The sequence below is a fragment of the Microbacterium sp. ZW3a genome (genome assembly GCF_057167165.1).
In genome coordinates this window covers 1,497,996-1,511,608 of record NZ_CM169903.1, presented here as the reverse complement: position 1 = coordinate 1,511,608, position 13,613 = coordinate 1,497,996, and the positions used below count along the sequence as shown (strand labels likewise).

General features: G+C 69.4%; 11 protein-coding genes. 7 read left to right on the top strand and 4 right to left on the bottom strand.

From position 1 onward, the window contains the following. Nucleotides 1-66 precede the first annotated feature (66 nt). Nucleotides 67-1,194, top strand: coding sequence for an alkaline phosphatase family protein (locus ACU6WY_RS07090; RefSeq protein WP_483821739.1), 1,128 nt, complete (start codon nucleotides 67-69; stop codon nucleotides 1,192-1,194). Nucleotides 1,195-1,215: 21 nt separating this feature from the next. Here the strand turns inward: ACU6WY_RS07090 and sepH are convergent, their stop codons facing one another. Beyond that, the gene (gene sepH, locus ACU6WY_RS07085; RefSeq protein WP_483821738.1) at nucleotides 1,216-2,271 is read right to left on the bottom strand and encodes a septation protein SepH; all 1,056 of its coding nucleotides are present in this window, start codon (nucleotides 2,269-2,271) and stop codon (nucleotides 1,216-1,218) included. A 211-nt stretch (nucleotides 2,272-2,482) separates the two neighbouring features. Here sepH and ACU6WY_RS07080 point away from each other — a divergent pair, with 211 nt between their 5' ends. Then, nucleotides 2,483-2,776: a DUF4193 domain-containing protein gene (locus ACU6WY_RS07080; RefSeq protein ID WP_483821737.1), complete on the top strand. Its 294-nt coding sequence runs from the start codon at nucleotides 2,483-2,485 to the stop codon at nucleotides 2,774-2,776. Here ACU6WY_RS07080 and ACU6WY_RS07075 read toward each other — a convergent pair. Beyond that, on the bottom strand, nucleotides 2,751-3,242 hold the full coding sequence (locus ACU6WY_RS07075; protein WP_483821736.1) for a DUF3093 domain-containing protein: 492 nt from the start codon (nucleotides 3,240-3,242) through the stop codon (nucleotides 2,751-2,753). The two genes, ACU6WY_RS07080 and ACU6WY_RS07075, sit on opposite strands and share 26 nt — an antisense overlap. A gap of 12 nt (nucleotides 3,243-3,254) precedes the next feature. Here ACU6WY_RS07075 and dut point away from each other — a divergent pair, with 12 nt between their 5' ends. The 5 genes from dut (at nucleotide 3,255) to dxs (ending at nucleotide 10,204) form a co-directional block, all read left to right on the top strand. Next, nucleotides 3,255-3,710, top strand: a complete 456-nt coding sequence (gene dut / locus ACU6WY_RS07070) for a dUTP diphosphatase (protein WP_483821735.1) — start codon at nucleotides 3,255-3,257, stop codon at nucleotides 3,708-3,710. Further along, nucleotides 3,707-4,315, top strand: a complete 609-nt coding sequence (locus ACU6WY_RS07065) for a DUF3710 domain-containing protein (RefSeq protein ID WP_483821734.1) — start codon at nucleotides 3,707-3,709, stop codon at nucleotides 4,313-4,315. The genes dut and ACU6WY_RS07065 overlap by 4 nt, the downstream gene beginning before the upstream one ends. Beyond that, nucleotides 4,312-5,061, top strand: coding sequence for a DUF3159 domain-containing protein (locus ACU6WY_RS07060; RefSeq protein ID WP_483821733.1), 750 nt, complete (start codon nucleotides 4,312-4,314; stop codon nucleotides 5,059-5,061). The genes ACU6WY_RS07065 and ACU6WY_RS07060 overlap by 4 nt, the downstream gene beginning before the upstream one ends. Nucleotides 5,062-5,197: 136 nt before the next feature. Continuing rightward, nucleotides 5,198-8,038: an aconitate hydratase gene (locus ACU6WY_RS07055; protein WP_483821732.1), complete on the top strand. Its 2,841-nt coding sequence runs from the start codon at nucleotides 5,198-5,200 to the stop codon at nucleotides 8,036-8,038. A 216-nt stretch (nucleotides 8,039-8,254) separates the two neighbouring features. Continuing rightward, nucleotides 8,255-10,204 carry a 1-deoxy-D-xylulose-5-phosphate synthase gene (gene dxs / locus ACU6WY_RS07050; protein ID WP_483821731.1) on the top strand — a complete coding sequence of 650 codons (1,950 nt, stop codon included), beginning with the start codon at nucleotides 8,255-8,257 and terminating at the stop codon, nucleotides 10,202-10,204. A gap of 62 nt (nucleotides 10,205-10,266) precedes the next feature. Here dxs and ACU6WY_RS07045 read toward each other — a convergent pair whose 3' ends face one another. Together ACU6WY_RS07045 and ACU6WY_RS07040 are read right to left on the bottom strand one after the other, a co-directional pair. Next, complete coding sequence (locus ACU6WY_RS07045; RefSeq protein ID WP_483821730.1) at nucleotides 10,267-12,405, bottom strand: 3-hydroxyacyl-CoA dehydrogenase NAD-binding domain-containing protein; 2,139 nt, start codon at nucleotides 12,403-12,405, stop codon at nucleotides 10,267-10,269. Beyond that, complete coding sequence (locus ACU6WY_RS07040) at nucleotides 12,402-13,610, bottom strand: thiolase family protein (protein ID WP_483821729.1); 1,209 nt, start codon at nucleotides 13,608-13,610, stop codon at nucleotides 12,402-12,404. The genes ACU6WY_RS07045 and ACU6WY_RS07040 overlap by 4 nt, the downstream gene beginning before the upstream one ends. Nucleotides 13,611-13,613 lie beyond the last annotated feature (3 nt).

The following is a 13,613-nucleotide window of genomic DNA, read 5'->3' as shown; positions in this document are numbered from 1 at the left end:
GCGGCCTCGGGTCGGGCGGGCGTCGATCTCGACGGGGGCGGAGAGTCGTATGGAAGACTGGCCCCGATGTCCCTCAGCCTACCGGCGGCCCCGCCGCGCGCCCGGAGCCTCACCGGTGTGGTGACCGAGGCGATCGCCGCCCTGTCGCGGGAGTCGACGTGGCTCGCCCCGGCCCGCAGCGCCATCGTGTTCGTGGTCGACGGACTGGGCACGCACAATCTGGCCGCCCGTCGCGGACACGCTCGCTTCCTCGGGTCGGCCGGCTCTCGCCGCGATGTCGCGTGGACGGTCTTCCCCTCGACCACCGCCTCTGCCCTGACGAGCCTGCTCACCGGCACCGAGCCCGGCACCCACGGCATCGTCGGCTACCGCGCGCGCATCCCCGGCACACGGACGGCCCCGAACCAACTGCACGGCTGGGAGACCGACGGTCTCGACCCGCACACCTGGCAGCGCAGCCGACCGCTCTTCGAGGTCGAAGCCGAGCACGGTCGTCCGTGCTTCGTCGTATCGCGTCCCGACTACACCGGCACCGGCTTCACCGCCGCGACTCTGCGCGGCGCCCAGTTCGTCTCCGCTGCCGATGTGGGGGAGCGCGCCGCCATCGCCGCCGACCTGGCGGCGCGGCATCCCGGGGCTCTCGTGTACCTGTACGCGCCCGACCTCGATAGCGCGGGCCACCGCGACGGGTGGGAGTCCGATCGCTGGACCGACGCCCTCGAACGCGTCGACGCCGCCGCGCGCGACCTCGCCGCCGCGATCGATCCACGCACCGGGGTGATCGTCACCGCCGACCACGGCATGGTCGATGTACCCGCGCACAAGCACGTCCTTCTGCGCCAGGGCGCCGACCTGCTGGAGGGCGTGGAGCTCATCGGCGGCGAGCCCCGCATGCTGCACGTGTACGCCACCCCCGGACACGCGGATGCCGTGGCCGCGCGGTGGCGCGAGCGGGAGCACGCGCGGGCCTGGGTGCTCACCCGCGATGACGCGATCACCGCCGGGCTGTTCGGGCCCGTCGCCGACGAGGTGCGCGAACGGATCGGCGACGTGCTCGTCGCGGCGCGCGGCCGCTACGCGTACTACGACGACCGCGAGGCCGACAAGCGCCCGCAACGGATGATCGGACAGCACGGCTCACTCACCGAAGAGGAGCGCACCGTTCCGCTGCTGCGGCTCGGCGCGTTCGCCTGAGCGACTGGCGACGCCGGCCGTTCAGCTCTCGTCGGTCCGTGCGCCGAAGACGATCTCGTCCCACGAGGGCATGGACGGCCGCCCCTTCGTCCGACGGCCCGAATCGGCGGATGCCGAGGGAGAGGGCGCACGGTCGGGCTCGGGGGAGGGCGCCGGATCGGTCTCGTCGGAACGGTAGCCCGGCTCGAGGGCGTCGAAGAGAGCCACGGGTGCTCCCACCGGTCGCGGCTCGGGCTCGCGCACCTCGGCGGCCCCGGGAAGCGGTTCGCGCTGCCCCCGGCGGCGCCGGAGCGCCTCGAGCAGATCGGCGGTCTCGGAAGAGGCCACGGGGGCGTCCGGAGAGCGCTTGATCGCCGCCGTCTGAGCCGCAGAAGCCACGGGGCCCGTCGCCTCGACGCCGGGTTCGTCCTCGATGTCGAGCCGTCTCGGGCCGAACGCGCCGCTGTCGAAGCGCGTGTCGTCCTTGGGCAGCGGGGTGTCCAGCGCCCGCAGCCGCGGGATCAGCCCCTCGGGAAGCGAGCCCTGTCGCGACAGCTGGATCGCGTCGGAGTTCTGCGGCGAGAGGCTGCTGCGGCGCGGGTCGAACCCCCACCGAGCGTCGTGGTCGATGCCGTTGGCGGTGAATTCGAGCTTGATCATCCAGCCCGACGGGTCTTTCCAGCTCGTCCACCGCTCCGCGGAGGCGCCGGCATCGGCGAGCTTGGCGCGGACCGCCGCCCCGAAGGTGATGGCCGTGTCCTGCTCGAGGGCACCGCCGAGCAAGACGGGCACGGCAAGAGCCTGAGCCACGACGTGCTCGCGCTCGGCCAGCACCGGCCCCTCGAACCGCTCGACGTCCTCGACGCGGGCGTTCAGCAATGTCGCGACCTCGCGTGCGGAAAGGCCCGCGCGAATGTGCGCCTGCACTTCTCGTGGGCTCGGACGGGGCGCGCGGTCGTCGTCGTGCTCGCGCCCACGGCGCGCACGGCGCGCCTCCGCGCGCAGAACCTCGTCCAGCGGCAGGGCGAAACGTTCGCCCGATTCGGTCGCGACGACGAGGACGTCATCCTCGGTTCCGATGACTTTGAGCTGTTCCATGCGAAACACCCCTCCGATCTGCGGTCGACGCCCATGCTGGCACGGCCTCCGGGTCTCAGCCGGGAATATCGCGGGCGCGCCGCGAGTTTGACGCGTCGCAGCCCGCGCAACCCCCCGCGATCGCATTTGCTTATCGGGGGCGGGTCATGCAAACTATGGCCGCCCGTTCGGGCGACGCACCACAGGAAACCGGAAGTAGAGACCCGCACGCATGGCCACCGATTACGACGCACCGCGCAAGACCGAGGACGACAGCGAGTCGATCGAGGCCCTCAAGGAGCGCGTGCCCGACAAAACGTCGGGGTCGATCGACAGCGAGGATGCCGACAACCCCTCGGGCTTCGAGCTGCCCGGCGCCGACCTGTCGGACATCGAGCTCGACGTCGTGGTGCTCCCGCCCCAGGAAGACGAGTTCACCTGCATGAACTGCTTCCTGGTCAAGCACCGCTCCCAGATCGCCGAGGAAAGCGGACCCGGCTTCATTTGCCGGGAATGCGCAGCCTGACCTGAGCGCGCTGGATCGCCGCGACAAGGCGATCCGGCGTCCGGGTGGACACCACCCACATCGGAGTCGGATCGTCGGGATCGTTCACGGGAACCGTGACGATCCCGTCGATCCCGCCCCGGATCGCATGCCAGGCCCGCCGGTCGAGACCACTCCCGCGGGCCGTTCGCGCCTCATCCGCAACGCTTCCCCGGGGCTCTCCGAGGAGGTCGACGGGGATATGCGCGCGTCCAGCGCGGAGTTCGCCGTTGCGCACTTCTACGACGGGCGACAGGACGACCAGCAGCACGACGACCGCCACCGCCACGACGAGCCCCACGACCATCGCGAGGGTGGTGTCGATGGGGGAGAAGACCAGGGCAGCCATGGGCCCGCAGATCGCCGCCGCCCCAAGCGCCCACAGCGACGGGCTCAGGCGTTCGCGGTACTCGATTCCAGTGCGGATGCCGCACCCCCTCTTCTGCATTACCCTCGTGGGGTGACCGAAACGGTGGACGTCCTCATTGTCGCATCCGAGCCCCCGGTCTTCGCCCACCCCGGCGACGCCGGAGCCGACCTGACCTCCGCCGAGGCCCTGCGGCTGGAGCCCGGACGGCGCGCCCTCGTCTCGACGGGTGTGCGCATCGCTCTCCCCGAGGGATATGCCGCGTTCGTCGTGCCGCGCAGCGGCCTCGCCGCCAAGCACGGCATCACGATCGTGAACTCGCCCGGAACGATCGACGCCGGATACCGCGGCGAGATCAAAGTCGCCCTGCTCAACACCGATCTCGACCAGCCCTACGACATCGCCGTCGGCGACCGCATCGCACAGCTGATCGTCATGCCCGTTCCGACCGTGCGCTTCGTGCCCGTCGACGAACTCCCCGCCAGCGTGCGCGGCGAGGGCGGCTTCGGATCCAGCGGATACCAGACCCTCCAAGGGAGCACCCGATGACCGACGACTCCGAGCAGCAGATCGAGACCACCCCACCCGCCAAGAGCGGCCCGGCGGATCGCGAGACCGCGGGCCCCTTCGACGAGGCGGAGGCCAACGCCGTCCGTCCCTACATCGACCTCGGGGGAATCAAAATCCTCCCGCGCGAGGGCCTGAACCTCCGCCTCGAGGTCGAAGAGCAGACCAAGCGCATCGTCGCCGTCGGCCTCGACTACGCCGATTCCACCCTTCAGGTGCAGCCCTTCGCTGCCCCGCGCACGAGCGGCCTGTGGGAAGAGACCCGCGACCAGATCCGCCAGCAGGTCAAGCAGCAGGGCGGACGCGTCGAGGAGCGCGAGGGCCCTCTCGGTCCGGAACTGCTCGCCGAGGTGCCCGTCGTGGCCGGCGCCGACGGCGCCGCCAAGCGCCTTGCCCGGTTCATCGGCGTCGACGGCCCCCGCTGGTTCCTCCGCGGCGTCGTCGGCGGCGCCGCGACCTCCGACGTCGAGGCCGCAGCAGCGGTCGAAGACCTTTTCCGTTCGATCGTCGTCGTCCGCGGCGGATCCCCCATGCCGCCGCGCGATCTGATCCCGCTGCGGATGCCGGGCACCCCCGGCGCGGCATGAACGACGCCTCTCGCCCCGACGGCGACGACCGCGTTCCCCTCGAGCCGCCGTCGGCGGCCGACAGTGTCTCGGCGGCTCTCGGGAGCGCCGCGCGCCGCGCCGGCCTCGATCCCGCGGCACACGCCTCCACCGGCGCTGCCGTGTGGTCGGCGATGGGCGGGTGGCGCGGCATCCTGGAATCCGTCCTGCCGTCACTGGCGTTCGTCGTGCTGTTCACGATCACGACCGATCCCGAGACACGCCAGGGCAACCTCCTGCTGAGCCTCGGGGTCTCGGTGGGGCTGGCGGTCGTCTTCACGATTGCGCGACTGGTCGCCAAGTCGCCGCCGAGCGCCGCGATCGGCGGACTCGTTGCCACGGTGGCCGCCGCGCTGCTCGCCCTGTTCACCGGACGCGGGCAGGACAACTTCGTCTTCGGCTTCTTCACCAACGGCGCCTACGGCACCGCGTTCCTCGTCTCGGTGCTCGTGGGCTGGCCGCTCATCGGCCTCGCCGCCGGGTACCTCCTGGGTCAGGGCACCACCTGGCGCGCCGACAAGCGCCAGCGCCGGGTGTACTCGCTGCTCTCCCTGGCCTGGGCGGCGCTGTTCGCGGCACGGTTGATCGTGCAGCTCCCGCTGTACTTCGCCGGCGACGTCACCGCGCTCGGAACTCTCAAGATCATCATGGGCCTGCCGCTGTTCGCGCCCCTGCTCGCGGTCACGTGGCTCGCCGTGCGTGCGCTGTCCGCACGCCGCGAGGCCTGATATATTTATCTCGATATCAAGATAAATCTCCCCCCGCTCTCGGTTAGGTCGGCCTTCCTGGCATCGTCTGCACCGCGAGGGGAAAATGGGAGAGGGCGGGCCGACGCCTGCGCATTCGCCGACGAAGGAGACGATCGTGTCCACGGTTGACAGCTTCGGTGCCAAGAGCACCCTGACGGTCGGCAGCACCGACTACGAGATCTTCCGTATCGACACCGTCGCCGGGTACGAGAAGCTCCCGTTCAGCCTCAAGGTGCTGCTCGAGAACCTTCTCCGCACCGAAGACGGAGCCAACGTCACCGAGGAGCAGATTCGCGCCCTCGGCTCGTGGGATCCGACCGCCGAGCCCGACACCGAGATCCAGTTCACGCCCGCCCGCGTCGTGATGCAGGACTTCACCGGTGTCCCCTGCATCGTCGACCTCGCCACCATGCGCGAAGCGGTCACGGCCCTCGGCGGCGACCCGAACAAGATCAACCCGCTCTCGCCCGCCGAGATGGTCATCGACCACTCGGTCATCGCCGATCTCTTCGGCAGCGAGAACGCCCTCGAGCGCAACGTCGAGATCGAGTACGAGCGCAACGGGGAGCGCTACCAGTTCCTGCGCTGGGGCCAGACGGCCTTCGACGACTTCAAGGTCGTTCCCCCGGGCACCGGCATCGTGCACCAGGTCAACATCGAGCACCTGGCCAAGGTCGTCTACGACCGCACCGTCGACGGTGTTCTGCGTGCGTACCCCGACACCTGTGTCGGCACCGACTCGCACACCACCATGGTCAACGGCCTGGGCGTGCTGGGCTGGGGCGTCGGCGGCATCGAGGCCGAGGCCGCCATGCTCGGTCAGCCCGTGTCCATGCTGATCCCGCGCGTGGTGGGCTTCAAGCTCAACGGCGAGATCCCCGCGGGTGTCACCGCGACCGACGTCGTGCTCACCATCACCGACATGCTCCGCAAGCACGGCGTCGTGGGCAAGTTCGTCGAGTTCTACGGTGAGGGCGTGGCATCCGTGCCGCTGGCCAACCGCGCCACCATCGGCAACATGAGCCCCGAGTTCGGCTCCACCGCGGCGATGTTCCCGATCGACGACGTCACGCTCGAGTACCTGCGCCTCACCGGCCGCGACGAGCAGACCGTCGCCCTCGTCGAGGCGTACGCCAAGGAGCAGAAGCTCTGGCACGACCCGGCCCGCGAGCTCGTCTTCAGCGAGTTCATGGAGCTCGACCTCTCGACCGTCGTCCCCTCGATCGCCGGCCCGAAGCGTCCGCAGGACCGCATCCTTCTGTCCGAGGCGAAGTCGCAGTTCGAGAAGGACATCGTCAACTACGCCGCGGCCTCCTCGTCGGACTCGGTCGTCGACCTCGAGGTCGACGGCAGCTTCCCCGCCTCCGACCCGGGCTCGGTGCCCGGCGAGGAAGAGGACGACGTCATCGAGAACGAGGTCCTGATCTCGTCGGGTCACCCCGTGAACGCGTCCAAGCCGGTCAAGGTCACCACGCCCGAGGGCCAGTCCTACCTGCTCGACAACGGTGCGGTCACCCTCGCGGCGATCACGTCGTGCACGAACACGTCGAACCCCTCGGTCATGATCGCGGCCGGCCTGCTCGCCAAGAACGCCGTCGACAAGGGTCTGAAGCGCAAGCCGTGGGTCAAGACGACGCTCGGCCCGGGCTCGAAGGTCGTGACCGACTACTACGAGAAGTCGGGTCTCGACAAGGCGCTCGAGGGTCTGGACTTCTACACCGTCGGCTACGGCTGCACGATCTGCATCGGTAACTCCGGGCCGCTCATCGAAGAGGTCTCCGAGGCCATCAACGAGAACGACCTCGCCGTGACGGCGGTCCTCTCGGGCAACCGCAACTTCGAGGGCCGCATCAGCCCCGACGTGAAGATGAACTACCTCGCCTCGCCGCCCCTCGTCGTGGCCTACGCGCTGGCCGGCTCGATGAACTTCGACTTCGAGACCGACGCGCTCGGCAAGGACCAGAACGGCGACGACGTCTTCCTGAAAGACATCTGGCCCGCCCCCGACCAGGTGCAGTCGATCATCGACGCGTCGATCTCGCGCGAGCAGTTCATCCAGCAGTACGCCACCGTCTTCGAGGGTGACGAGCGCTGGAAGAACCTGCCGACCCCGACCGGTCCGGTCTTCGAGTGGGATGCCGACTCCACCTACGTGCGCAAGGCTCCCTACTTCGACGGCATGACCATGGAGCCCGACGCGGTCCGCGACATCACCGGTGCCCGCGTCATGGCGACGCTCGGCGACTCGGTGACCACCGACCACATCAGCCCGGCCGGCAACATCAAGGCCGGCACGCCGGCCGCTCAGTACCTGACCGAGCACGGCGTCTCGCAGAAGGACTTCAACTCCTACGGCTCGCGCCGTGGCAACCACGAGGTCATGATCCGCGGCACGTTCGCCAACATCCGCCTGAAGAACGAGATGGTCGCGGCCGTCAACGACGGCAAGGTCGTCGAGGGTGGCTACACCCGCGACTTCACGCAGCCGGGCGGACCGCAGTCGTTCATCTACGACGCGAGCCAGAACTACCAGGCTCAGGGTACGCCGCTGGTCATCTTCGGCGGCAAGGAGTACGGCTCCGGCTCGTCGCGCGACTGGGCAGCCAAGGGCACGAACCTCCTGGGCGTCAAAGCCGTCATCACCGAGAGCTTCGAGCGCATCCACCGCTCGAACCTCATCGGCATGGGCGTCGTCCCGCTGCAGTTCCCCGTGGGCCAGAGCTGGGCGTCGCTGGGCCTGGACGGCACCGAGATCGTCTCGATCGAGGGTCTCGAGCAGCTCAACGAGGGCGTCACGCCCAAGACGGTGAAGGTCACCGCCGAGCCGAGCGAGTTCTCGCCCGAGGGCAAGCAGACCGTGACGTTCGACGCCGTGGTCCGCATCGACACCCCCGGTGAGGCCGACTACTACCGCAACGGCGGCATCCTGCAGTACGTGCTGCGTTCGCTCGTCTGACGCCACCGCACCGCGCCCCGGGAGCTTCGGCCCCCGGGGCGCGGTCGCGTTTCCCCGCGTGAGTCGCCAGGATTTGTCGCCTCGCCGAGGGCGGAGGCGACAAATCCTGGCGACTCACGCATTGGGGGCGCAAGCCGTTGCCGGGCCGGTCTCGCTTGCCGACACTAGAATCGACAGACGCGCAGACCTCTACGCGCACCGCACGAGAGGAGTCACATGGCTCTCCTACCCGGCATCCACGGTCCCCGTGATCTCGACGACCTCACTCCCGACCAGCTGCGCCAGCTGGCGGCCGAGGTCCGCTCGTTCCTCGTCGAGAACGTCGCCCGCACCGGCGGCCACCTCGGACCGAACCTCGGCGTCGTCGAGCTGACGATCGCCCTCCACCGCGTCTTCGACTCTCCGGCCGACCCGATCATCTTCGACACCGGGCACCAGTCCTACGTCCACAAGATGCTCACCGGCCGCCAAGACTTCGCCAAGCTTCGCTCCCGCGGCGGGCTCGCGGGCTACCCGCAGCGCTCCGAGAGCGAGCACGACATCGTCGAGTCCTCGCACGCGTCGAGCTCGCTCAGCTGGGCCGACGGCGTCTCGCGCGCTTTCTCCCGTACCGGTCGCACCGACCGGCACGTCGTCGCGGTCGTGGGTGACGGCGCCCTCACCGGCGGGATGACGTGGGAGGCGCTGAACAACATCAGCGACGACAATGACCGCAACCTCGTCATCGTCGTCAACGACAACGGACGCTCCTACGCCCCGACAATCGGGGGAATGGCGCGTTACCTCAACCGTGTGCGCACGAATGAGGCCTACCGTCACCTCCACCAGAGCTCGGCCACCCTCTTCCGGCGTCTCGGGCCCGCTGCCCGCGCGGTCTACCGCGGCGTGCGCGGCGGCACGCACGGCTTCCTGTCGCGCTTCACCAACAACGAGGCGCTGTACAGCAACCTCGACATCAAGTACCTCGGCCCGATCGACGGCCACGACTTCGAGTCGCTCATTGAGACGCTCGAGCTCGCGAAGTCGTACGGCGCCCCCGTGATCGTGCACGCCATCACCGACAAGGGCAGCGGATACGCGCCCGCGCTCAGCGACACGGCCGACCAGTTCCACGCCGTCGGCAAGATCGACCCGATCACCGGCGAGGCCCTCGGATCGGGGAGCGGGCAGCAGTGGACCGACGTCTTCGCCGACGAGCTGACCGCGGTGGGGGCCGAACGCGACGACGTCATCGCGATGACCGCGGCGATGCTGCGCCCCACGGGGCTGCAGTCGTTCGCTGAGCGCTTCCCCGAGCGCGTGTACGACGTCGGGATCGCCGAGCAGCACGCGGTGGCCTCCGCCGCCGGCCTCGCCTTCGGTGGCCTGCACCCGGTCGTGGCGATCTACGCCACCTTCATGAACCGCGCGTTCGACCAGGTGATGATGGATGTCGCCCTGCACAAAGCCGGCGTCACGTTCGTGCTCGACCGCGCCGGCGTCACCGGTCCCGACGGCCCGAGCCACCACGGCATCTGGGACCTCGCGATGCTGCAGCTCGTCCCCGGCATCCGGATCGCCGCTCCGCGCGATGCCGCGCGTCTGCGCGAAGAGTTCCGCGAGGCGGTCGCCGTCGGCGATGCCCCCACGGTGGTGCGCTACCCCAAGGGCGGTGTGCCGGCCGATCTCGAAGCGATCGAGCGTCTCGACGATGGAGTCGACGTGCTCGCCCGCGGCACCTCCGACGACGTTCTCCTCATCGGCATCGGACCGATGGTGCACCTCGCCATGGAGGTCGCCGAGCGCCTGCGCGCGCAGGGCATCGGCGCGACCGTGATCGACCCGCGCTGGGCGATCCCGGTGCAGCCCTCGATCGTGGACCTCGCACGCGAGCACCGCCTGGTCATCACGATCGAAGACGGCATCCGGGTGGGAGGGGTCGGAACCCGCGTGCGCCAGGTGCTGCGCGAGGCCGGTGTCGATACGGCCGTCGACGAGCTCGGCATCCCCGACGAGTTCATCGATCACGCCACGCGCGAGCAGATTCTCGAGGATGCCGGTCTCACGGCGTCCAAGATTGCGCACGACGTGGTGGCCCAGGTGCTGGGCACCCGCATCCCGGTGGCCCGGCAGACCGAGCCCGTGTGGCTGCCCGAGGCCCGTCTGCGCGACGACGTCGAGCGCTGAGACACGGCCCGACGACAGCGGCGCCGCCCCCACGGGACGGCGCCGCTTGTCTGTGTGAGGGATCAGCCCCCGATGCCGCGAATGGGCGGGTGGTGGAACGTGTCGCCGAAGGCGCGCTCCGACGCTCCCTCTCGATCGAGGTACGGTGACGCCCCTCCGTCGATGAAGGGCCAGCCGGCGCCGAGGATCAGGCACAGGTCGATGTCCTGCACCTCGGGGACCACGCCCTCGTCGAGCATGATCTTGATCTCCTGCGCGAGGCCGTCCTGCACGCGCGCGAGGATCGTCTCGGGGGCGACGGGTGTCTTCCCGGTGACGAGCACCTTCTGCGCGGCCTTCGTCCAGCCGGTCACACGACCGCCCTTGTCCTTCTCGACGACCTCGGGCAGGGCGGCGAGTTCGTGGAAGTTCTCCGACGCGAAGAAGCGCTCGGGGAAGGCATGGGTCATGGTGTCCTGCACGTGCGCGGCGACCTTCCAGCCGACGAGGTCGATGAGCTGGAACGGTCCCATCGGCAGGCCGAGCGGCGCGAACGCCTTCTCGACGACGGTGATCGGGGTGCCCTCGTACACCGCGCGCGCGGCTTCGCCCATGACCTTCGCCAGGAGCCGGTTCACCACGAAGCCCGGGGCATCCGCGGTCAGCACCGCGTTCTTTCCCAGGCCCTTCGCCACGACGAACGCCGTCGAGAGTGCGGCGTCGCTCGTGGCATCCGTCGTCACGACCTCGATGAGCGGCATGACCGCCACGGGGTTGAAGAAGTGGAAGCCGACGAGACGCTCGGGGTGCGTCAGCGCCGAACCGATCTCGGCGACCGACAGCGACGACGTGTTGGTCGCGAGGATCGTGTCGTCGGCGACGATCTTCTCGATCGCGGCGAACACCTCCTGCTTGACCCCCACCTCCTCGAACACGGCCTCGATGACGAAGTCGCAGTCGGCGAACTCGCCCCGGTCGGTCGTGCCGTGAACGAGAGCGCGCAGCTGATTCGCGGTGTCGGCGTCGAGGCGGCCCTTGGCCTCGAGCTTCCCGATCTCGTCGCGGATGGAGGCCACTCCCTTGTCGACGCGCCCCTGGTCGAGGTCGGTGATCACCACCGGAACACGCAGCTTGCGCACGAACAGCAGCGCGAACTGCGAGGCCATGAGGCCCGCACCGATGACCCCGACCTTCGTGACCTTCTTCGCCAGCGCCTTGTCGGGCGCGCCGACGGGCCGCTTCGCGCGCTTCTGCACGAGATCGAAGGCGTACATGGATGCCGCGAACTGGTCGCCCGTGATCAGGTCGGCCAGCGCCTCGTCCTCGCGGGCGAATCCCTCGGCCTTCGTGCCGCTCTTGGCCTTGTCGAGCAGGTCGAGCGCGACGTAGGGGGAGCGGGGAACGGTGCCGATCTTGCTCTCAAGCATGCCGCGGGCCATCTTGATGGTGATGGGCCACTTGGTCAGGCGCTCGAGCTTGCCGGGCTCGTTCTTGCGCTCGACCCTGACCCGCCCGGTGAGGACGCCGTCGGCCCAGCGGAGCGAATCCTCGAGGTAGGAGGCCGCGGGGAAGATGGCATCCATGATCCCCAGGTCGAACGCCTGCTGGGGCTTGAGCATGCGGTTCTGCTTGAGCGGGTTAGACACCACGACCTCGAGCGCGTTCTCGATGCCGATGAGGTTCGGCAGCAGGTACGCCCCACCCCAGCCCGGGATGATGCCCAGGAACACCTCGGGCAGCGCGACCGCCGCGGCCGAGGCGTCGACCGTGCGGTACGTCGAGTTCAACGCGATCTCGAGACCGCCGCCGAGAGCCAAGCCGTTGACGAAGGCAAAGGTCGGGACGCCGAGCTCCGAGAGCGAGCCGAGCACCTGGTGTCCGCGCTGCGCGATGAGCCGGGCGACCTCTTTCGAGGGGAGCTTCGCGACGTCGGACAGGTCGGCGCCGGCGGCGAGAATGTACTGCTTGCCGGTGACCGCCACCGCGTGGATCTCACCCGCCGCCGCGCGCTGCTTCAGCGTCTCGAGGGTGCGCCCGAGCTCGGCGAGCGTCGCCGGCCCGAGGGTGTTGGGCCGCGTGTGGTCGCGGCCGTTGTCGAGCGTGACGAGCGCGAGCACGTTGCCCGAGGGCAGGCGCACGTCGCGGACGGGGGAGTGCGTGACGACCTCGTCGCCGGTGAGGGCGTCGAGGGGCGAGAAATCGATCATCGAGTAGTCGGTCACTTGCGCTTCTTCTTTCCGTCGAAGAACGGGTTCTCCCAGATCACCGAGCCGCCCTGGCCGAGACCCACGCACATGGCGGTGAGGCCATAGCGCACGTCGGGGCGCTCGGCGAAGTGCGCGGCGAGCTGGATCATGAGACGCACACCGGATGCCGCGAGCGGGTGGCCGAGCGCGATCGCGCCGCCCCACGGGTTCACGCGCGGGTCGTCGTCAGCGATGCCGAAGTGATCGAGGAGCGAGATCACCTGGATCGCGAACGCCTCGTTCAGCTCGAACAGGCCGATGTCGTCGATCGTGAGACCGGCCTTCTTGAGCGCCTTCTCGGTCGAGGGAATCGGGCCGATGCCCATGATCTCGGGCTGGACACCGGCGAACGCGAACGAGACCATCCGCATCTTGGGCTGAAGCCCCAGCTCCTTCACCGCGTCGGAACCGGCGAGGAGACTGATGGTCGCACCGTCGGTCAGCGGCGAGGACGTTCCGGCGGTGACGCGTCCGTGCGGACGGAACGGCGTCTTGAGGGATGCCAGGCCCTCGAGGGTCGTCTCGGGGCGGCGCCCCTCATCCTCGGTGGCCAGGCCCCAGGCCCCCGCGGCATCCTTCACCGCGACGGGGACGAGGTCGCGCTGGAACCGGCCAGCCTCGTACGCGGCCTGGGCCTTGTGCTGGCTGGCCATACCGAAGCGGTCGGCACGCTCCTTCGTCAGGTGCGGGAAGCGATCGTGGATGCGCTCGGCGGTCACCCCCATGTTCAGGGCGCCCGGGTCGACGAGCTTCTCGGCGACGAACCGAGGGTTGGGGTCGGCGTTGCCGCCGATGGGGTGGTGGCCCATGTGCTCGACACCGCCCGCGAGGGCGAGGTCGTACATGCCGACGCCGATCGAGGCGCCCATCGTGGTGACGCTCGTCATCGCTCCCGCGCACATGCGCTCGATCGCGAGTCCGGGCACCGTCATCGGCAGACCCGCCAGAATCGCGGCGGTCCGGCCGAGGGTCAATCCCTGATCACCGGTCTGCGACGTCGCGGCGATCGCCACGTCGTCGATCCGGTCTTTCGGCACGTCGCCGTTGCGCTCCATCAACCCGATGATCGCCTTGACGACGAGGTCGTCCGCGCGGGTGTTCCAGTACATGCCCTTCTCGCCGGCGCGCCCGAACGGGGTTCGCACACCATCGACGAAGAAGACGTCCGACATCTCGGCCACTCT